Source organism: Prauserella rugosa, from assembly GCF_000719975.1.
GTDB lineage: Bacteria > Actinomycetota > Actinomycetes > Mycobacteriales > Pseudonocardiaceae > Prauserella > Prauserella rugosa.
In genome coordinates, this window is record NZ_JOIJ01000003.1 from 234975 (window position 1) to 255175 (window position 20201).

Annotated in this window: 19 protein-coding genes and 2 tRNA genes; 10 read left to right on the plus strand and 11 right to left on the minus strand. The window is 71.6% G+C overall.

What is annotated here, in order from left to right; translation table 11 throughout:
• The first annotated feature begins 47 nt into the window (after positions 1 to 47).
• Both IF64_RS0106090 and IF64_RS0106095 read left to right on the plus strand, forming a co-directional pair.
• Positions 48 to 1256, plus strand: coding sequence for a cysteine desulfurase-like protein (locus tag IF64_RS0106090; RefSeq protein WP_030531025.1), 1209 nt, complete (start codon positions 48 to 50; stop codon positions 1254 to 1256).
• Positions 1257 to 1414: 158 nt separating this feature from the next.
• Positions 1415 to 1861, plus strand: a complete 447-nt coding sequence (locus IF64_RS0106095) for a lamin tail domain-containing protein (protein ID WP_030531026.1) — start codon at positions 1415 to 1417, stop codon at positions 1859 to 1861.
• Positions 1862 to 2046: 185 nt separating this feature from the next.
• Here IF64_RS0106095 and IF64_RS0106100 read toward each other — a convergent pair.
• Positions 2047 to 2120 (minus strand) — tRNA-Gly (locus tag IF64_RS0106100).
• A 77-nt stretch (positions 2121 to 2197) separates the two neighbouring features.
• Between IF64_RS0106100 and IF64_RS0106105 the strand changes: the two genes are divergently transcribed.
• A tRNA-Pro gene (locus tag IF64_RS0106105) sits at positions 2198 to 2271 on the plus strand.
• Between the two features lie 145 nt (positions 2272 to 2416).
• On the opposite strand, the gene IF64_RS0106110 is transcribed toward IF64_RS0106105, so the two are convergent.
• From IF64_RS0106110 to IF64_RS0106120, 3 genes are all read right to left on the minus strand, one after another.
• Positions 2417 to 3403, minus strand: coding sequence for a ParB/Srx family N-terminal domain-containing protein (locus IF64_RS0106110; RefSeq protein ID WP_211252534.1), 987 nt, complete (start codon positions 3401 to 3403; stop codon positions 2417 to 2419).
• Between the two features lie 185 nt (positions 3404 to 3588).
• On the minus strand, positions 3589 to 4032 hold the full coding sequence (locus IF64_RS0106115) for a nuclear transport factor 2 family protein (RefSeq protein WP_030531028.1): 444 nt from the start codon (positions 4030 to 4032) through the stop codon (positions 3589 to 3591).
• A 22-nt stretch (positions 4033 to 4054) separates the two neighbouring features.
• Positions 4055 to 4924 carry a TIGR03619 family F420-dependent LLM class oxidoreductase gene (locus IF64_RS0106120; protein WP_030531029.1) on the minus strand — a complete coding sequence of 290 codons (870 nt, stop codon included), beginning with the start codon at positions 4922 to 4924 and terminating at the stop codon, positions 4055 to 4057.
• A gap of 244 nt (positions 4925 to 5168) precedes the next feature.
• On the opposite strand from IF64_RS0106120, the gene IF64_RS28110 reads away from it, so the two are divergent.
• Positions 5169 to 5954, plus strand: coding sequence for a C40 family peptidase (locus tag IF64_RS28110; RefSeq protein ID WP_342779919.1), 786 nt, complete (start codon positions 5169 to 5171; stop codon positions 5952 to 5954).
• Between the two features lie 120 nt (positions 5955 to 6074).
• On the plus strand, positions 6075 to 6875 hold the full coding sequence (locus tag IF64_RS0106130) for a hypothetical protein (protein ID WP_030531031.1): 801 nt from the start codon (positions 6075 to 6077) through the stop codon (positions 6873 to 6875).
• A 37-nt stretch (positions 6876 to 6912) separates the two neighbouring features.
• On the opposite strand, the gene IF64_RS0106135 is transcribed toward IF64_RS0106130, so the two are convergent.
• The 3 genes from IF64_RS0106135 to IF64_RS0106145 form a co-directional block, all read right to left on the minus strand.
• Positions 6913 to 7425 carry a regulatory protein RecX gene (locus tag IF64_RS0106135; protein WP_030531032.1) on the minus strand — a complete coding sequence of 171 codons (513 nt, stop codon included), beginning with the start codon at positions 7423 to 7425 and terminating at the stop codon, positions 6913 to 6915.
• A gap of 107 nt (positions 7426 to 7532) precedes the next feature.
• Positions 7533 to 8594, minus strand: coding sequence for a recombinase RecA (recA, locus tag IF64_RS0106140; protein ID WP_030531033.1), 1062 nt, complete (start codon positions 8592 to 8594; stop codon positions 7533 to 7535).
• Positions 8595 to 8897: 303 nt separating this feature from the next.
• Positions 8898 to 9092, minus strand: coding sequence for a DUF3046 domain-containing protein (locus IF64_RS0106145; protein ID WP_030531034.1), 195 nt, complete (start codon positions 9090 to 9092; stop codon positions 8898 to 8900).
• Between the two features lie 236 nt (positions 9093 to 9328).
• Between IF64_RS0106145 and IF64_RS0106155 the strand changes: the two genes are divergently transcribed.
• The 3 genes from IF64_RS0106155 to IF64_RS0106165 all read left to right on the plus strand — a co-directional run bounded on the left by IF64_RS0106155 (position 9329) and on the right by IF64_RS0106165 (position 15554).
• On the plus strand, positions 9329 to 13915 hold the full coding sequence (locus IF64_RS0106155; protein WP_030531035.1) for an ATP-dependent helicase: 4587 nt from the start codon (positions 9329 to 9331) through the stop codon (positions 13913 to 13915).
• A gap of 88 nt (positions 13916 to 14003) precedes the next feature.
• The gene (def, locus tag IF64_RS0106160) at positions 14004 to 14519 is read left to right on the plus strand and encodes a peptide deformylase (RefSeq protein WP_030531036.1); all 516 of its coding nucleotides are present in this window, start codon (positions 14004 to 14006) and stop codon (positions 14517 to 14519) included.
• Between the two features lie 210 nt (positions 14520 to 14729).
• Positions 14730 to 15554: a VldE C-terminal domain-containing protein gene (locus tag IF64_RS0106165; protein ID WP_342779920.1), complete on the plus strand. Its 825-nt coding sequence runs from the start codon at positions 14730 to 14732 to the stop codon at positions 15552 to 15554.
• Here IF64_RS0106165 and IF64_RS0106170 read toward each other — a convergent pair.
• The 4 genes from IF64_RS0106170 to IF64_RS0106185 form a co-directional block, all read right to left on the minus strand.
• Positions 15544 to 16716: an ACT domain-containing protein gene (locus tag IF64_RS0106170; RefSeq protein ID WP_246134743.1), complete on the minus strand. Its 1173-nt coding sequence runs from the start codon at positions 16714 to 16716 to the stop codon at positions 15544 to 15546. The genes IF64_RS0106165 and IF64_RS0106170 overlap by 11 nt on opposite strands.
• Positions 16717 to 16815: 99 nt before the next feature.
• Positions 16816 to 17535 carry a VOC family protein gene (locus IF64_RS0106175; protein ID WP_030531039.1) on the minus strand — a complete coding sequence of 240 codons (720 nt, stop codon included), beginning with the start codon at positions 17533 to 17535 and terminating at the stop codon, positions 16816 to 16818.
• Between the two features lie 64 nt (positions 17536 to 17599).
• A complete protein-coding gene (locus tag IF64_RS0106180; protein WP_030531040.1) occupies positions 17600 to 18367 on the minus strand; it encodes a maleylpyruvate isomerase family mycothiol-dependent enzyme in 768 nt (255 codons plus the stop codon).
• Positions 18367 to 18903 (minus strand): SAV_6107 family HEPN domain-containing protein, encoded by a 537-nt coding sequence (locus tag IF64_RS0106185; protein WP_048808044.1) that lies wholly within the window; start codon positions 18901 to 18903, stop codon positions 18367 to 18369. The genes IF64_RS0106180 and IF64_RS0106185 overlap by 1 nt, the downstream gene beginning before the upstream one ends.
• Before the next feature lie 214 nt (positions 18904 to 19117).
• Here IF64_RS0106185 and IF64_RS0106190 point away from each other — a divergent pair, with 214 nt between their 5' ends.
• On the plus strand, positions 19118 to 19639 hold the full coding sequence (locus tag IF64_RS0106190) for a YbaK/EbsC family protein (protein ID WP_030531042.1): 522 nt from the start codon (positions 19118 to 19120) through the stop codon (positions 19637 to 19639).
• Complete coding sequence (locus tag IF64_RS0106195) at positions 19636 to 20199, plus strand: GNAT family N-acetyltransferase (RefSeq protein ID WP_030531043.1); 564 nt, start codon at positions 19636 to 19638, stop codon at positions 20197 to 20199. The genes IF64_RS0106190 and IF64_RS0106195 overlap by 4 nt, the downstream gene beginning before the upstream one ends.
• The last annotated feature ends 2 nt before the right edge of the window (positions 20200 to 20201 follow it).

Genomic DNA, 20201 nt, shown 5'->3' on the forward strand with positions numbered 1-20201 from the left:
GTGTCGCGCCGGGCGGCCCTTCGCGTGGACTGGTCCATACTCGGCACATGGCCGACTTCGACGTCACCCGACTCCGCACGTGTTTCCCCGCGCTGGCCGAGGGGGCGGCGCATTTCGACGGCCCCGGCGGATCCCAGGTGCCCGAGGCGGTCGCTGCGGCGGTCGCCGACACGCTCCGCAGCGCGGTCGCGAACCGGGGCGTGCACACGGCGGCCGAACGGCGCGCCGACCGCATCGTGGGCGACGCGCGGCGCGCGATGGCCGACCTGCTGGCCGCCGACCCGCGGGGCATCGTGTTCGGGCGCAGCATGACGCAGCTGACCTACGACGTCGCGCGCACACTGGCCAAGGACTGGGGTCCCGGCGACGAGGTCGTGGTGACGACCCTGGACCACGACGCGAACATCCGCCCGTGGGTGCAGGCCGCCGAGGCGCGCGGCGCCACCGTGCGGTGGGCGGATTTCGACCCGGTGACGGGGGAACTGGACGTCGCGGCGGTGCGACGGTTGGTCTCGGAGCGCACCCGCATGGTGGCCGTGACCGCGGCGTCGAACCTGCTCGGTACCCGCCCGGACGTCGCGGCGATCACGGAGGCGGCGCGTGCCGCCGGTGCGCTGTCCTATGTGGATGGCGTCCATCTGACACCGCACACCGCGGTCGACATCACGGCTCTGGGTGCGGACTTCTACGCGTGCTCGCCGTACAAGTTCTTCGGCCCGCATCTCGGTGTCGTGGCGGCCGATCCGGCTCGGTGGGAGACACTCACGCCCGACAAGCTGGCGCCGTCGACCGACGCGGTCCCCGAACGGTTCGAGCTCGGCACCCTGCCCTACGAGCTCCTCGCGGGCACGACCGCTGCCGTCGACGTCATCGCCGGTATGGCGGCCTCCGACGGCGACCGGCGGCAACGGCTGGAGACCTCGCTCGCCGCCGTGGCCCGGCACGAGGACGCCCTCGTGGCGCGACTCGAGGACGGCTTGACCACCGTTGCGGGCGTGCGGCTGTTCGGTGCTCGGGACCGCGAGCGAACCCCGACGGTGCTGTTCACTGTGGACGGACATGCGCCCGGGGAGGTGTACGCGCGGCTCGCCGACCGTGGGGTGAACGCCCCCGCGGGCACGTTCTACGCCCTCGAGTGCTCGCGCAGGCTCGGCCTCGGGGACACCGGCGCGGTGCGTGCCGGCATCGCGCCGTACACCACCGCCGCGGAGGTGGACACGCTCGTCGCCGCGGTCGCCGACATCGCGGCGGCCTGATCACCGGCGAGCGACTCACGCACCGACCGCAGCGGCCGCCTGCCGGGCGGGTTCGCAAATCTCGGCGCGACCTGTAACGACTGTGCCCCTTCGTCCGACGTCAAGGCACATCTGTTGGCAGGTCCCGGCTGTCCGGGCCTGTTCCCGAAAGGTTCGCCATGCGAAGATCCATTGCCACAGCGCTGCTCGCGGTCGGCATGTTGTCGTTCAGCCTGCTCACGGCCCTTCCCGCGGAGGCGGCGGCGCGGATGCAGATCGCCTCGGTCCAGTACGACTCGCCGGGCCGCGACCGGGGCGGCAACGCCAGCCTCAACGCCGAGTGGGTCAAACTCAGGAACACCTCCCGGGTTCCGGTCAACATCACGCGGTTCCGCCTGCACGACAGGCAGGGGCACACGTATCGGTTCCCGCAGACGACGGTGATGCCCGGCAAGGAGATCACGGTGCACACCGGCAAGGGCAAGAACAATCCGTGGCACCGCTACTGGGGACGGAAGTCGTACGTCTGGAACAACAGCGGGGACGGCGCCACGCTGCGCGACACGCACGGCCGGTGGCTGGACGGATGCGGCTGGGGCAACGGCCGCGGCTTCATCAGGTGCTGACCTCGGCGCGCGGGAGCTCCTCGACCGCGGGCCGTGCGAGTCGGCGGCCCCGATGACATGAGTCGACGGACCCGGTGACATGACAAGCGGCTCGAGTCGATCCGGCTCGAGCCGCTGTCCGACGTACCGTCCACGAACGTTCGCCGATCATCGCTGACCTGCGACGCCCCGCGCTCATATGAACCTGGAGCGGGCGACGGGAATCGAACCCGCACCACCAGTTTGGAAGACTGGGGCTCTACCATTGAGCTACGCCCGCAGCGGCCGGTGACCGGCTGCGCGAGCAGTCTACCGGTACCCGCTATGGTGTCTGCACACCACCCTCGGGTGGCGCGGCGGGGTGTGGCGCAGCTTGGTAGCGCATTCGCTTTGGGAGCGAAGGGTCGCAGGTTCAAATCCTGTCACCCCGACCGAACACGAGGCCCCTGTCCACGCGTGATGTGGACAGGGGCCTCGTGCATGCCGGGGCTTCGTGCACGGACCACGTCGACCGGCTCGCTGCTCACCGCCGGCGCTCAGTGCCGGCGGCGGACGCTCACCGGTGCATGGGTGCCGTCACTCCAGGCCGTGCTCCTTCTTGTACTCCATCGCGTAGGCGAGCTTGCCCGGCTTGTCGTCCGAGTACGGCCGGGCGAGCTTCGCGAACTCCCCGTCGTCGGCCGCGTCGCCGTCGTTCCACTCCTCCAGCGCCCCGAGCTCGGCCGCCGTGTATCCGCCGTCGACCACGTCGTCGGCGTCCAACGCCGTCTGCGCCTCCGACACCGCGCGGACCGCGGCGAGGTAGGACTCGACGTCCCCGCGGTCCCACTCGGACAGATCGATCTCCGGGTTACCGGTGATCCAGTTCCCCCAGCGGAACTGCGCGTAGAGCGCCTCGGGCGAGGCGTAGCCGATGTCCTTGGTGAAGTACACGAGCCCGCGCAGCTCGTCGTCGTTCATCGTGTCCAGACCGAGGCGACCCGGCAGGTCGGTCGGCTCGACGGTCGATCCGTCGGCGTCCCGCAGCCAGACGCGGTCGTCGGCCTCCATCCGCTCCCAGAACCGGCTCGTGGGCAGCGTGCTGAGGTTGTCCTGCACCCGCACCCGGACGCGCACGTCCGGCCCCGCAACCTCGAGCAGCGACGTGAACGTGTGGTGCCCGTCGGTCAGGTACGGCACGCCGCCGGGGCCCACGACGAGCGTCTTCATCGCGTCCAGTTCGGCATCGGTCTCGTCACCGATCTCGACCTCGCAGTCGAACGTCGACGGATCGGCGAGCGTCGCGTCCGGCTCGGCGTCCTCGACCCCGCCCTGCCCGTTGGCCTCGCACCAGTCGTCGAACCGCTTGTTCACGTCGTCCTTGCCGAGCGTGTACCGCCCGAGCTTGTAGTAGATCTGGTCGTAGCCGATCGCCGGCTGCGTGGGATGCAGATCGCCGAGGCGCACCTCGAGCAGGTCGCCCTCCTCGGCACAGGCGTACACCGCCGCGGACCCGCTGCGCTGATCGTGCCCGCACAGTGCCGGCCGCTCCCCCGGCGCGCCCGGCGCCGCCGTCGCAGGCATGCCGGCTGCCAACACCATCCCGGCCACGACCGGAACACCGGCGGCCGCCCACTGTCGGATTCGACTCCGTACCACGTCTCACACCTCTCCGTTATGTCGGAATCACACGTTCGAGTAGTCGTGTGACACCGCGGAGAGCGGCGCGCGAGCGGCCGGGGAACCCGGGGTGAACGATGCCGGGCGGTCTACTCCACCTGGCGCGCCGTCGCGGCGGCCCGATCGGGCTCCCAGAACGCACGCACCGACAGGATCCGCCCGTCCGGACCCACCTTGTAGACGAAGACCCCGTCGGTGTCGATCCGGTAGCCGCCGGGGAAGAACGTGGTGATGGTGCCGACGTTGGCCACCTCGTCACCACCCGCGTGGGAGTCGCGGATCACGAAGTCGAACCGCTCGACGTTCGCGATCGTCATGTCCCAGAACGCCGAGATCCCGTCCCGCCCGTGGTGGCCCTTGCCCTCCTCGTCGAACCCGGACGGGCCCACCGGATCCTCCACGACCGCCGCGGGGTCGAAGAGGGCGAGCCAACGCTGCTTGTCCCCCGCCGTGACGGCCTCCATCGACCGCAGCGCGGCCAGCCGCGCGGGCGGCTGCTGCGCGTCGACGTCCCAGCACACCGTGACAGCCATGCTCCCGCCTTTCCGCGGCCCGTCAGAACCGCTCGATGATCTCGTCGGCGAACTTCTTGATGGAGTCCTTCTTCCGGTCGATCGGGGCGTCGAATCCGAGGCCGTCGAACGCCCACGGCACGGTGATCACGTCGGTGACGCCGACCTCGGCCTGTTCGCGGTATCCGTCGAGACCGAACCGGTCGATGCACACGGCCTGGAACTCGAAGGGCTCGTCGGCGCGGCCGTACTCGGCGCGCAGCGTGGTCAACCGCGTGATCGTCTCGCGCAGGTCGTCGAGCTTCATCATCGCCGACGACCAGCCGTCGCCGACGCGCGCGGCCCTGCGCAGCGCGGGTTCGCTGTGGCCGCCGATGTAGAACGGCACGTGCCGCGCCGGTGCCGGACTCATGCACAGCTTGTCGAAGTCGAAGAACTCACCGTGGTACTCGACCATCCCGCCGCCGAGGATCAGCCGGAGAACGTCGATCGCCTCGTCGACACGCCTGCCCCGTCGGCGGTACGGCACGCCGCACCACTCGAACTCCTCCGGCGCCCAGCCGACCCCGAGTCCGAGACCGAACCGGTCGCCCGTGAGGTTCGCGACGGACCCAACCTGGCGGGCCAGCAGCACGGGATTGCGCGAACCGAGCTTGAGCACCGACGTGTAGAACGTGATCCTGCTCGTCGCCGCCCCCATCGACGCGGCGGCGATCAGCGGGTCGACCCACGGCGTGTTCCGATCCCAGAAACGGCTCCCGTCCGGCGTGTAGGGATAGTCCGCCGACACCTGCTCGGAATAGAAAAGCGAGTCCGGGAGCGCGATCGAGGAGAATCCGCACTCCTCCGCGGTGACGGCCAGTTCGGTCAGCTGGTCGAGCGGGCTCAGGGCCACCGACAGTGTGAACCTCATGCGGCAAAACAGTAATGTGTTCTAGTTTCTGGCGCCAGGGGTGGGCGCGCACCGGCGCCGCACGCACCCGCCACGCGGAATCACCGGTGTGGGTGACTCTCGAGTCGCGGACCCCACCCGGCCCGTGTTTACGGTCGTCGCGGCCGTGCGGGGCGACCCGGGCGGCCGGGCACGGCGCCGATGCCACGAGAGCCTCGGCGTGGTCGGGGGGCCGTACGTGCACGATCCTTTCAGGAGGATTCGCGTGTCCACACCGTGGAAGCGCACAGCAGTGATCGGACTGGTCTCGGGCACGGCGCTGGTGGCGTTCACGAGCAACGCCTCGGCGATCACGCCCACGACACAGTCACTCGACGACGTTCCCGACAGCATCGAGAAGGGCTCGAGCGTGACCCTGTCCGGCACGCTGACGGGGATGCGTGACCGCCCGCTGACCGGCGAGCAGGTCACACTCCAACGGCGGACGGGCGGCGAGTGGACGTCCGTCGCCACGGCCGAGACGGGCGGCGACGGGCGGGTCACCTTCCGCCGCACGCCCGCCGCGTCCGCGGACTGGCGGATCACCTACGGCGGCGACACGTTCCACGACCCGACCACCTCCGACGTGGCCAGGGTGCAGGTGCGTACCCCGCCGCCACCACCGCCTCCACCGCGGCCGGATCCCCCGCGTCCCGCCGCGCCGATCGGCCAGCGCATCGTGAACATCGCCGCCGCCCACGCGGGGTCGCCGTACGCGTACGGCGCGAGCGGGCCCACGCGGTTCGACTGCTCGGGGTTCGCCCAGTTCGTACACCGCAAGGCGGGCATCCAGCTGCCGCGCACGTCGGGTGAACAGCACCGAGCCGTGCGCGCGGTGCCCCGACACGCGAAGGTGCCCGGCGATCTCGTGTTCTTCCACGACGGCGGACGCGTTTACCACGTCGGCATCTACGCGGGCGGCAACCGCATCTGGGCGGCTCCCGAGACGGGCGACGTCGTGCGCAAACAGAGCATCTACACGAGCTCCTACTACGTCGGCCGCGCCTGGTAGGCCGATGCGGTGAACCGCGCGGGAACTCCCGGGGCGGCGCCTGCGTTGTCCGGTTCGAAGGAGTGTGTCCGACGCCGGGCGCGCTCGAACGTCCCACGCGCACGTCCCCGGGAGTTCCCCATGGATCTGGTCCTCATCGTCGTCCTGCTGCTGATCATCGTCGGCGGCGGGTACTACCTGATGCGTTCGCAGCAGGAGACCAAACGCAAGCGGGTCGACGACGCCAAGGCCGAGGCCCGGCGGTGGCTGGAGCGCCTCGGCGGTCAGGTACTCAACCTGACCGGGACCGACACGGCGTCGCAGCAGGCGCTGGCCGACGCCAGCGAGCGCTACACGGCCGCAGGCTCGCAGATGGAGCAGGCCGAGACCGAGGAGCAGGCCAAGCTCGTGAAGGAGACGGCGCTCGAAGGGCTGTACTACGTGCGTGCCGCGCGCGAGGCGATGGGCATGGACCCGGGCCCCGCGCTGCCGGAGGACCGCGAACGGCAGGCGGCGGGCAAGGTCACCGAACACCGCTCCGTGGACGTCGAAGGGCAGCACTACGAGGCCTCGCCGCAGCCGAGCGCCGACACGCCGCACTACTACCCGGGCGGCCGTGTGGCGGGCAGGCCGGTTCCGCAGGGCTGGTACAGCGAGCCGTGGTGGAAGCCGGCGCTCGTGGCCGGCGCCTGGGGCCTGGGCTCGATGATGCTGTTCAGCGCGATGTTCTCCGGCATGGCCGGTATCCCCAGCGGCGAGGCGTGGGCCGACGGCTACGACGCCGGCCAGGAGGACGCCATGTCCGAAGGCGGCGGTGACGGCGGAGACGCCGGTGGCGATGGCGGAGACGGTGGCGACATGGGCGACAGCGACTTCGGGGGCGGCGACTTCGGCGGTGACATGGGTGGCGACATGGGCGGTGGTTTCGACTTCGGCTTCTGAGCCGAGCCGGCTCCGCCGAAATCGTCGGCGGAGCCGCTCAGTCGGCCGTGGCGTCGTCCAGCGGGGTCGACTCGGCCCCGGCGCTGCGTAACTCGTCCCGCACGACGGCGTAGGACAAGCCCTGCGGGTAGCCCTTGCGCGCGAGCATCCCGAGCAGTCGGCGTGTGGCCTTCTGCTCGTCCACCCCGGTCATGGTGCGCAGCTTCTTCCTGACCAGTTCCCGCGCGCGATCCTCCTCGGCCGAGGCGTCGATCTCGCCCGCCGCCTCGGCGGCCACGTCGCCGTCCACGCCCTTGCGGCGGAGTTCGGCGACCAGCGCGCGCTTGGCCAGGCCCTGGTTGTTGTGCCGGGACCGGACCCACGTCTCGGCGAACGCCGCGTCGTCGATCAGTCCCGCGTCGTCGAGCTTGCGCAGCAGCTCGCCGATCACGTCCGGGTCGAAGCCTTTCCGCGCCAGCGCCGACCGCAACTCCTCCTTCGTGCGAGGTCGGGCGGCCAGGAGATCGAAGCAGATCTCCTTGGCCTTCCGCCTCGCCTCGTCGGGAGGCAGTTCGGACCCCGGGGTGCGGGCACGCGAACGGCGCCCGCCCCGGGCACTCCGCTGCTCCGAGGGCTCGGTCGCGCCGGCGGTATCCGGTTCACTCACCGGTCCCCGCCTCAGAACTCGACGGGAGCCGGCTCGGCCGCGGCCTCCTCGGCGTCGACCTTGGCACCGACGCCGAGCTTCTCGAGGATCTTCTTCTCGATCTCGTTGGCGATGTCCGGGTTGTCCTTGAGGAACCGCCGCGAGTTCTCCTTGCCCTGGCCGAGCTGGTCGCCCTCGTAGGTGTACCAGGCGCCCGACTTGCGCAGGATTCCCTGATCGACGCCCAGGTCGATGAGCGATCCCTCGCGCGAGACACCGTGACCGTAGAGGATGTCGAACTCGGCCTGCTTGAACGGCGGGGCGACCTTGTTCTTCACGACCTTCACGCGGGTGCGGTTGCCGACCGGCTCGCCGCCGTCCTTCAGCGTCTCGATGCGGCGCACGTCGAGCCGGACCGACGCGTAGAACTTCAGCGCCTTACCACCGGTCGTGGTCTCCGGGGAGCCGAACATGACGCCGACCTTCTCGCGCAGCTGGTTGATGAAGATGGCGGTGGTGCCGGAGTTGTGCAGCGCACCGGTGATCTTCCGCAGCGCCTGGCTCATCAGCCGGGCCTGCAGGCCGACGTGGGAGTCGCCCATCTCGCCCTCGATCTCGGCCCGCGGCACGAGCGCGGCGACCGAGTCGATCACGACGATGTCGAGCGCGCCCGAGCGGATCAGCATGTCGGCGATCTCGAGGGCCTGCTCACCGGTGTCCGGCTGGGAGACCAGCAGGGCGTCGGTGTCGACACCGAGGATCTTGGCGTACTCGGGGTCGAGCGCGTGCTCGGCGTCGATGAACGCGGCGATGCCGCCGTTCTTCTGCGCGTTGGCCACGGCGTGGAGCGCGACGGTCGTCTTACCGGACGACTCGGGGCCGTAGACCTCGATGACCCTGCCCCTGGGCAGGCCCCCGATGCCGAGTGCGACGTCCAGCGCGATGGCTCCGGTGGGGATGACCTCGACCGGCGGGCGCGTGTCCTCGCCCAGCCGCATCACCGAGCCCTTGCCGAACTGCTTGTCGATCTGGGCCAGGGCAAGGTCGAGCGCCTTGCCCTTGTCCGGTGCACCCTTGTCCGATGCTGCTGCCATGGAACCCACCTCGTTGGCCTTCGCGGTTGTGTGTCCGGTCTTGTGTTTCCGGCGTTGTGTGTCCGGTGTTGCTGGCTGTGTCTGACGTCGGCTGACGTCGGCTGACGTCACTGGTTGACGCTTCCGTCAGACGGACGCTTCCTCGTCCGGACCCGACGGTACGGGCGGGGTCCGACAGTTCCAGGACTCTCGCCGGATCTGTGGACGGCGAACCCCGATGTGGACAACATCCTAGAGAACATTTGTTCGACGACGAAACTGACACACCGACACGTGGGATGTCGACTAGGGCGCACCGGCCCGTCACCGGCGTTCGGCAGGCACCTCGAACTCGGCGCAGACCTGCCGCCAGACGTCCTTGGCGGACATGCCCGCCTCAAGCGCCTCGTCGACGGTCCGCCCGCCGAGGCCGCTCAGCACGTGGTCCTTGGCCAGCATCTCGGCCCTGGTGGCGCCGAACTCGTCGGCCATCAGCCGACGGAACACCGTGATCCGCATCGAACCCAGCCTAGCCGCGTGCCGTCCCCGTACCGTGGGCACCATGCAACTCGAATCCGGTCTGGGCTCGACCGCGCTGACCTTGGCCTCCATCGCCGCCGTCACCGCGACCCTGGTGGTCCTGCTCGTGCAGATCCGGAGGAACCGCAGGAAGTGACGCGGGGCGGCCCACGGGGTCCGGGCACGGGTCCGGGTCACGGGTCCGGACTGTCGGGGGTCGGACGCATCATGGACACGTGACCGAGTCCGCCACCGAACTGTTCTCCCCCGCGACCAGGGACTGGTTCACGGGGGCGTTCGCCGCGCCCACGCCCGCCCAGGAGGGCGCGTGGCGTGCCGCGCACGCGGGTGAGCACGCGCTGGTCATCGCACCCACCGGCTCCGGCAAGACCCTCGCCGCGTTCCTGTGGGCACTCGACCGCCTCGCCACCGCACCACCTCCCGACGAGGCGAAGCGCCGCTGCCGGGTCCTGTACGTCTCCCCGCTCAAGGCGCTCGCCGTGGACGTCCAACGCAACCTGCGTTCGCCGCTCACGGGAATCGCCCAGGCTTCGCGGCGGCTGGACCTGCCCGTCCCGGACATCACGGTGGGCATGCGCACGGGCGACACGACGTCGGCCGAGCGCCGATCGTTCCTGCGCACCCCGCCGGACGTGCTGGTGACGACACCGGAGTCGTTGTTCCTGCTGCTCACCTCGTCCTCGCGGGAGTCGCTGCGGGGCGTCGAGACGGTCATCGTCGACGAGGTGCACGCCGTCACGGGCGGCAAGCGGGGTGCGCATCTGGCACTGTCGCTGGAACGTCTCGACGAGCTGTTGCCGAAACCGGCCCAGCGCATCGGCCTGTCGGCGACCGTCCGCCCCGTCGACGAGGTGAGTTCGCTGCTCGCGGGCGGCAGGCCGGTGACCGTGGTCCAACCGGAGACGCCGAAGACGCTCGAGGTGCGGGTCGAGGTGCCGGTCGACGACATGGCCGCGCTGGACGGGCCTGCCCAGCCTGCCGAACCCGGGTCGCTGGAGGACGAGGTGCCGGGGGCCGCGGCGCCGAAACCGTCCATCTGGCCTTCGGTGGAACAGCGGGTGTTGGACCTGGTCCGCGAGCACCGCTCGACGATCGTGTTCGCCAACTCGCGGCGGCTGGCCGAACGGCTCACCGCGCGTCTCAACGAACTGTCCGCCGAGCGCACCGAGCTGGTGCCCGGCGACGAGTTCCCCGCCGAGGCCATCGGCGAGTCCGGGCTGACCACGGGCGCCGACGCGACCGTGGCGAAGGCGCATCACGGGTCGATGTCGCGGGAGCAGCGCACCAGGGTCGAGGAGGAACTGAAGTCCGGCACGCTGCCCTGTGTCGTGGCGACGTCGTCGCTGGAACTGGGCATCGACATGGGCGCGGTCGACCTCGTGGTGCAGATCGAGGCACCCCCGACGGTGGCCTCCGGGCTGCAACGCGTGGGGCGCGCGGGCCACCACGTCGGCGCCCCGTCGAGCGGGGTGATGTTCCCGAAGTTCCGCGGCGACCTCGTCTCGTGCGCGGTCACCGCCGAACGCATGACGTCGGGGGCGATCGAGCGGACACGGTATCCCCGCAATCCGCTCGACGTGCTCGCCCAGCAGATCGTGGCCATGGTCGCGCTCGAACCCCGCACGGTCGACGACCTCGCCACGACGGTGCGCAGGGCCGCCCCGTTCTCGTCACTGCCCGACGACGCGTTGCACGCGGTGCTCGACATGCTGGCCGGGCGATATCCGAGCGAGGAGTTCGGCGAACTGCGCGCCCGCATCACCTGGGACCGGGTGACCGGCGAACTGCGCGGCAGACCCGGCGCGCAGCGACTGGCCGTGACCTCGGGCGGCACGATCCCCGACCGCGGGCTGTTCACCGTGATGACGCCCGGCGACGACGGCAAGCCGGGCAGCCGGGTGGGCGAACTCGACGAGGAGATGGTCTACGAGTCCCGGGTGGGGGACACGATCCTCCTCGGCACCTCGTCGTGGCGCATCACCGACATCACGCACGACCGGGTCGTCGTCGTTCCCGCCCCCGGGGTGCCCGCCCGCATGCCGTTCTGGAAGGGCGATGCGCCGGGCCGCCCCCTCGAACTGGGCCGGGCGCTCGGGGCGTTCCTGCGGGAGGTGTCCGGCGCGCGGGAGGAGACGGCGTTGCGCCGCGCCGCGGAGGCAGGCCTGGACGAACGCGCCGCGGGGAACCTCGTCGCCTATCTGCGCGAGCAGCGCGAGGCGACGCGGCACGTGCCGACCGATCGGACGTTGCTGCTCGAACGGTTCCGCGACGAACTCGGCGACTGGCGCGTGGTGGTGCATTCCCCGTTCGGTGCGCAGGTCAACGCACCGTGGGCACTGGCGATCGCCGCCCGGCTACGGGAGACACGCGGCGTCGACGCGCAGGTCGCCCACTCCGACGACGGCATCGTGCTGCGCCTACCGGACGCCCTCGACGCCGACGGCCAGGAGATCACCCTCACCGGCGAGGACGTGCTGCTCGACCCCGACGAGGTCGAGTCGCTCATCGTCTCGGAGGTTGGCGGCTCGGCCCTGTTCGCCGCGCGGTTCCGCGAGTGTGCCGCGCGGTCGCTGCTGTTGCCGCGGCGCAATCCCGGCCGCAGGTCCCCGCTGTGGCAACAGCGGCAGCGGGCAGCACAGCTGCTCGGCGTCGCGGCGAAGTACGAACGGTTCCCCGTGGTGCTCGAGGCGATGCGCGAATGCCTGCAGGACGTCTACGACGTGGGCGGACTGCGGGAGCTGATGTCCGACGTGGCCAACCGGACGGTGGCCCTCGTCGAGGTGGAGACCCAGGCGGCGTCGCCGTTCGCACGCAGTCTGCTGTTCGGCTACGTGGGCATGTTCCTGTACGAGACGGACGCTCCCCTCGCCGAACGCAGGGCGGCGGCCCTGTCCCTCGACTCGACGCTGTTGGCCGAACTGCTCGGCACCGAGGCGATCCGTGAGTTGCTCGATCCCGACGTCGTGGACTCGGTGGAACGGTCGTTGCAGCGGCTCGACGAGGACCGGCACGCCCGCGGCGTCGAGGACACGGCGGATCTGCTGCGGTTCCTCGGCGACCTCACCGTCGAGGAGGCCGGGGCCCGCGGTGTCCGCCCGGAATGGCTGACGGCACTGGTCGACGAGCGCAGGGCCATCGTGGTGCGCATCGCAGGGCAGGACCGCTACCTGGCGATCGAGGACGCGGGTCGGGTGCGGGACGCGGTGGGGGCGGCACTGCCCATCGGGGTTCCCGAGGCGTTCACCGAACCGGTCGACGACCCCCTCGGCGACCTCGTCATCCGGTACGCGCGCAGCCGTGGCCCGTTCGCCGCCGCCCAGGTGGCCGAACGGTTCGGACTCGGTGTCTCCGTCGCCACGGGCGTGCTCGACCGGCTCACCTCGGAAGGCCGCCTGGTCCGCGGGGAACTGCGCCCGCAGCCGTACGAACCCGGCGGTGTGGAGTACTGCGACGCGGCGGTGCTGCGGCGGCTCCGCCGTGCGTCGTTGGCCCGGCTGCGGGAGGAGGTCGAGCCCGTCGAGCAGGCTGCGCTGGGCCGGTTCCTGCCTGCCTGGCACGGGGTCGGTGCCCGGATGCGGTCGGCACCGACCGCGGACGACGTCCTGTCGGTGGTGGACCAGCTCGCCGGTGCGCCGCTGCCCGCGAGCGCACTGGAGTCGCTGATCCTGCCGAACCGGCTGCCCGGATATCACCCGGCGCTGCTGGACGAACTCACGACGGCAGGCGAGGTGGTGTGGTCCGGATGCGGCGCGCTCGCAGGCGGCGACGGATGGATCGCCCTCGCTCCCGGCGACGTCGCCGACCTGGTGCTGCCGGACGCCGACGAGACGGCCGCGGAGACGTCCCCGCTGCACACCGAACTGGTGTCGGCCGTCCGGCACGGGGCGCTCTTCTTCCGCCAACTGGTCGATCGGGTGACTCCCCAGCTCGACTCCCCGCCGGACGACGCCGCCGTCGTGGCGGCGCTGTGGGACCTGGTGTGGGCCGGTCTGGTCTCCGGCGACACGCTCGCGCCGCTGCGTGCGCAGGTCTCCGGGCGCGGCGCGACGCACCGGCCGCGCAGATCGGCTCCCCGTGGACGTTATGCACGCCTGCGTGCGGGCAGACCGGCGATGCCGTCGCGGACCGGACCACCCACGGTGGCGGGACGGTGGGGGCCGACCCCGCCGCGGGAGCCGGATCCCACGCGCCGCACGCATGCGCGCACCGAGTCGTTCCTCGAACGACACGGCGTGCTGACCAAGGGCGCGCTGGACACCGAACGGGTCGCGGGCGGTTTCTCCGGCATCTACAAGGTGCTGCGCAGCATGGAGGACTCGGGGCAGGTGATCCGCGGGTACGTCGTCGACGGGCTCGGCGCCGCGCAGTTCGCCGCACGTGGGGCGGTGGATCGGCTGCGCGCGGTGTCCGACACGTCGGCGGCGCGCGATGCGCAGGGAGCAGTGGTGCTGGCCGCCAGTGACCCCGCCCAGCCGTACGGTGCCGCCCTGCCCTGGCCGCAACCGCTCGGCAGCACCAAACACCGGCCTGCCAGGAAGGCGGGGGCGCTCGTCGTGCTCGTCGACGGCGCACCGGTGCTGTACGTGGAACGCGGCGGCCGCTCGCTGTTGTCGTTCACCGAGCACGAGGACACGTTGCGCGCGGCTGCCGAGGCGTTGTCGACCGCGGTGCGGGACGGCTGGCTTGGCCAGTTGCAGGTGCAGCGCGCCGACGGCGAGCAGGCCCTCACGTCGCAGCTGGCCGACGTCCTGCGCGAGGCGGGCTTCCGCGCGACGCCCAAGGGGCTGCGCCTGCGGGCGTGACCGGCCCGGCTAATCTGTCCAGCCGATGTGCGACGCCGGACCCGGTGTTCGGCGTCCACCGGCGATGGTGACCAGGGGGAGGCGCAGGATGGCTGTCCGTGAGCTGCGGTACTTCGGCGACCCGGTGTTGAAGAGCGTGGCCGATCCGGTGACGCGGTTCGACGACACGACCGCGGCGCTCGTCGACGACCTGCTCGACACGGTGAACATGCCGGGGCGCGCCGGGCTGGCGGCACCCCAGATCGGCATCGGGCTGCGCGCGTTCAGCTACCACGTCGACGGCGAGCTCGGTTACGTGCTGAATCCCGAGATCGTCGCGTTGTCGGAGGAGACCCACGACATCGACGAGGGGTGCCTGTCGGTGCCGGAGCTGCGGTACCCGGTGCGACGTGCGGTCCACGCCGTGGTGCGTGGTGTGGACCTGCGCGGCGAGCCGGTCACCGTGGAGGGCGACGGTGTGCTGGCGCAGTGTCTGCAGCACGAGGTGGACCACCTGGACGGCACGCTGTATCTCGACCGGCTGGCCACCGATCAGCGGCGTACCGCCTTCCGTGACATGCGTGGCCAGGACTGGTTCCGCAGCGCTTGGTTCCGCAGCGCCTGAACGGGGCCGATCACCACCGATCGGGCCTCGGCGGGCCCGCGCGGGAGCCGGCACGGGATCCACACCGCGGCTCTGACCAGGCGATCCGCCGCGAATGGTCCTCACCAGTTGTGCGCATCGCCACTCGGACGTGACGCGCTCGTTGCCGGTTCGTAATCTGTCCGCACCCCGACAGCCCGAACCCCGAGCGAAACCCCGAGGACCATCCCCATGGCAGGTCGACATCGCGCGGACAAGCCCCGCGCGCGCCGCAAGTCCCGAAGACCCGAGTTCCTTCCAGCCGGAGCCGATGCCGGTGCGGACGCCGAGGAGATCCCGAACTCCTCCGGCCCCGACGCCGACACCCCCGGATCGGCGGCCGCCGCGCGCGAATCCCGACACGCGTGGCGGATGCCGGTCGCACTGGGCCTGGCCGCCGCCGCGTTGCTGGGCTTCACCGTGTGGATCACCGAAGGCCTGACCGGCGGTGACGAACCGCAACGTGCGGCGTTGGCCATGAGCGCGCCCACCGAGCGGACCTCGTCGCAGGCCACGTCGACACCCGAGTCGACCACCGAACGGCCGTCCACCACGACACGTCCCACCCCGAGCAGCACCACCTCCCGCCCGTCGACGACCTCCGCGCCGCCGACGACGGAGGAGCAGCCCCCTCCCCCACCGCCGACGCCGGAACCCGAACCGTGCTCGACGGAACTGGAGGGCACCCAGCCGCACGTGGCCCAGGTCGGCAATCACGTGCTGACGAAGTTCGACGTCGATTCGGTCGGCGGGGTCGCGAGCCGGTCGGGCGCGAGCGACCACCCGAGCGGGCTGGCACTGGACTTCATGACGACCGGTGCGAACGGTGACCAGATCGCCGACTACATCCTGGCCAACCAGGAGGAGTTCGGTGTCACGTACGTGATCTGGGAGCAGCGGTACAACGACGGCAGCGGCTGGTCGATGATGGAGGATCGCGGCAGCGACACCGCGAACCACTACGACCACGTGCACGTCTCGTTCGAGTCGTACGCCGACGTGGACGTCACCTGCTGAGCGCGACCCGCAGGTAGCCGTCGGCGGCCGCCGGTTCGACCACCTCGAGTCCGGCGCGCGTCGCCGTCCGGCCCGCGACCGCGGCATCACCTCCCGTGGCGACGACGAGTTCGTCGTGGCCACGGGAGGCCGCGAGCGCGGACAGTCTGCGCAGCAGGGCCGTGCCCACGCCGTTGCGTTGCCAGCCGTCCTCGACGAGCAGCCGCACCTCGGGCGGAGTTCCCGCTGCGGCGATCAACTGCCCGAGCGCGACGACCTCGCGTCCGCAGACGACCACGACACTCGTCCCGTGCGCCGGGCTGAGCAGCTCACGAGCCCGCCTCGGGGACAGCACGCCGGTCGAGCCGCGGTACCGGCGGGCGAGCGTGGAGGGCGAACAGTGCTCGTGGAGCAGGATCACCGCGTCGGTGTCGCCTGCCGTCGCGTCCCGCAGCACGAGTTCGGCGCCGTCGGCGCACGTCGCCACGGCCGGTCCGGCGAGGTTGGTGGAGACCTCCGCGCGCAGGGCGAGCAGCGTGTCGACGCGGGCCAGTTCCTGGTGCAGGAACGGCGCCCACCGCCTGCGTGCGACGAGCGCACGTCCGTCGCCCACGGCGAACGCGGCGCGATGTCCTGCCTCGTCCCGTCCGGGATTGGATTCGTCCTCGGGCACGACGGTCACCACCTCGGCACCGAGGAGCTCCCGGACCGCATCGGCGAGATCGTCGGGGGTGGTGACGGCGAGCCTCGCCGCGGCGAGGCTCGCCGTCGCCGGGTCGACGAGGTCGTGCACGTCGGCGTCGCACACGCCCACGCCTTCGCAGTCCTCACGGTCGACGGCGGCGAGGACGTCGGCGCGCGTGACGCCGGGGCCGGGACGCACGACGATCTCGTCGAGCACGCCACCCGGCACGGGCAGGACGGTCACGCCGAGGACGTTGCATTCGAGCTCGGCCAGGCGGATCGCGACCCTGGCGAGAGTCCCCGGCCGGTCGTCCATCCGCACGCGCAGCCGCCAGACGGGCCGCACCCGAGCACCGGCGGCTGCCTCGGTGTCGGTGTCGGTGTCCGTGGCATCGGTGTCGGCGCGGCCGGCACGAGCGCCGTGCTTCGCACGGGCGGCGGTGTGCCGTGCCGGCGGGACGTCCGGCCGGCCAGAGGCGGGTCTGCGGCGAATGTTCATGCCGCCGACGGTTCCGGAGCGGTGTTGCTCGACGGCTGCGCCGGTGTTTCGCGCCGGTCAGGAGCTCGCACGCGCCGGCAACGCGGTGGAAACACCCGCTCAGGACGTGCTGACCAGCTCGATCAATCCGCCCTCGGGATCGGTCAGCCTGCCTGCGCCCCGCCGGACCGCGCCGAGGCCCGTGAGCCGTTCCGCCTCGTCGGTCAGCCCCGCGGGCCCGTCCGGCACGGCCAGCTCGAGACGGCACCGCGGGGACGGCCGTGCCGGGTCGTCGGGTTCGGCTGCGCGGAGCAGTTCGAGCCACTCCCCTCGGCCGTCAGGACGGCGGAGGCTGACGTACTCGGGATGTTCGCGCACGACGGGCCATCCGATGGCCGCCGACCAGAACCGGCCCAGACCGTGCGGATCGGCGACATCGATCACGACGGCGGCCAACGAGCCGGTGTCGGCGTACTCGGAGCGTGGTTCGAGCACGCAGAACTCGTTGCCGGCCGGATCGGCGAGCACGACCCACGGCACCGGGCGGGGGCCGTCGTTCTGCCCGATGTCGGCGTGGACCGCACCGAGCCGCACCGCTCTGTCCACGACGGCCGCCTGGTCCCGGGCATCGGCGCCGCCCGCGAGGTCGAGGTGGATCCGGTTCTTCGCCGTCTTGGGCGCACTCGAGGGCAGCAGCCACAGGGACAGGCCGCTGTCGAGGTGGACGAGTTCGTCGCCGTTGCGCGATCTGCTGCGCGTGCCACCGAGCAGCGCCGACCAGAACGCCGCCGTGTCCCGTGGCCGCTCGGATTCGAGCGCCACACCCGCCAATCCGCTCATGCCGCCACTCCGTTCCCGCCGTGCGCGTCCACCGTGCTGATCCGCCGTGCCATCCGTTCCGCCGTCACCGCGTCGCCAACCGCATCAGCGCCCACAGCTGCCCCACCGCATCGTCGTCGGCACCGTCGACGTCGACCGCGCTCGGCCCGCGCCTGCCCCACAACCAGAGGTAGACCTCGGCGGGATCACCCGACACCACCACGTCGGCGGCCCGCGCCTCGGCGTTACCGCATCGCCGCACCGCCGTCTCGTCCGGACCGGCGATCGTGATCCATCCGCATCCGCCGGTGCACACGCCGACGGTGCCCGCTCTCGTGCCGCGGAGCCCGAGCCGTGGCAGCCGGTGGCCGAACCACAGCATCAGTGCCTCGTCGATCCCGTCGAGTGCCACGTCGTCGGCGATGTCCGACGGCTCCGCGCCGCCCGCGGCTTCGACGTCGACGCGGTGGATCACCGTGTCGTGGGCCATGCGCCGCTGCCAGAAGCCGTACGTCCGATCCCTCGGCCACCACGTCGCCGCGCACTCCTCCGGGTCGTGGAACTCGAAGATCTCCGTCAGGTCGGCGTGCCCCTGCCGCACGTAGCTTTCGCGACTCTGGCCCGGCGCCGGTTCCCGCTGCCAGTCACCGGGACGCTGCCCGTCGATCAGCCACGCCTGCGCCACGCGGTACACGCTGCCCACGTGCCGCACCGTGTCCCCCACGGTCCACCCGGGGCACGTGGGAACCGACGTCTCGGGTGGAACACAGCGTGCCGCGTCGATCAATAATTCGACCTCGTCCCCGAACGCACGCGCGATTCGACCGTGATCGATCGTCACCTGTGCCGACATCACCGTCTCCGTGCACGGGGCCTGCGCGCCCCCGATCCGCACCGAGAGCCCGCTCCCGTTTCGGCCACGAACACGTCCACGACGGCCAGGAACTGCCCTGCCCGCTCCAGCAGCTCTTCGGCGGCCGGCGCGTCGACACCCCGCGACGAGCCCGACTGCGCCGCGGAGTGCTGCGCGGAGTGGGCCGCGAAGTACACCGCCCATCCGGACAGTTCCGGCGCCGTGGCCTCGAGCAGCGACCACACGCTCTCGGGCTTGGCACGACCGCGATGCGGCCTGCCCCGTGCGGTGAGCACCGCCGCGGCGGCACGCAGAGCCGACAGATACGCACCCGTGAACCGCTCCACGACGTCGGACTCCGCGCGCGCCGCGGCGACCCCGCGCCGCGCCTGCGCCACGAGGGCTGCGGCTGCCGGGGTGACGGGTGGCCCCGCCTCGAACGGCAGTGCCCGCTGGTCGGTCCGTCCACCGGAGGTCCGTGCCGCCCGCACCGTTCCCGGTGCCGACGTCTCCGGCGTCGTCGCTGTGACGGACATGTCCCGCCTCCTTCACCCCTCGGCCGCATTCCGGGAGAACCGTCATCTGCGCGCCGGATGCTTCCCCTCATCCACGCGTGCAGGCGACCGGAATTCCCGTGATCGAACATCAGTTCGACACCACTCACGTTAGCGCGCGGCGCCGGTGTGGGCAAGCGCCCTGTGCGAGCGATCTGCGTCGCACCCGCGGGGCCCGGCGTGATCTCATAAGGCCATGAGCACCCTCGACCATCCGTCGGTCGCGAAGGTCGCCGCCGCGCTCTCCGAGGCCGATCAGGACGCCGCCGCGCAGGGGATTCGCATCCTTCCCGCGGACGCCCGCACCGCCGAGCTCGCCGCAGCGGCACTCGGCGTCGAGGTCGGCGCGATCGCCAACAGCCTCGTGTTCCGCGCCGTCTTCGCCGACGGCACCGAGCGCCCGCTGCTCGCGCTGACGTCCGGGGCGCACCGGGCCGACACCGCCACCCTTGCCGAGCTCGCCGGCGCCGAGAAGGTCGGCAGGGCCGACCCGGAGTTCGTCAAGACGTGGACGGGCCAGGCGATCGGCGGGGTCGCCCCCGTCGGCCACCCGCAGCCCATCGACACGCTCGTCGACACCGCGCTGGCCGGCCATCCCGTGGTGTGGGCCGCCGCGGGGCACCCGAAGTCGGTCTACCCCACCACGTTCGACGATCTACTGGCCGCCACGTCGGGCACGCCCGCCGACGTCGCCGCTGCGCCGGGACGGTCGCGATGACGGCGATGCCCAGCGCCCAGCACTACGTCCGGCTCTCCGGTGAGGAGTTCCGCAGCCGTCTCCGCGAGGCGCTGGACATCTACGTCGAGGCGATGCGGTACCCGCCCGGTACGGCCGAGCAGCGCGCGCCGATGTGGCTGACCCACGTGCTCAGGGAGGGCTGGCGCAGTGTCGCCGCGCTCGACGACGAGGGCAGGCTGGTCGGCATCGCCTACGGGTACCGCGGCAAACCGGGCCAGTGGTGGCACGAGCAGGTGCGCCGCGGAGTGGTGGAGCGCGAAGGCGAGCAGACGGCCGCGACGTGGCTCGACGACTACTTCGAGCTGACCGAGATCCACGTACGCCCCGGCGCCCAGGGCCGGGGAACCGGCGAGGACCTGCTGCGCATGCTCCTCGACGGGGTCCCCGACTCCCGGGTCCTGCTGTCCACTCCGGAGGGTGACAGTCGCGCGTGGAAGCTCTACCGCAGGGTCGGTTTCGACGACGTGCTGCGGCAGTACCGCTTCACCGGCGACCCGCGGCCGTTCGCGGTGCTCGGTCGCGCCCTTCCGTTGGAGTGACG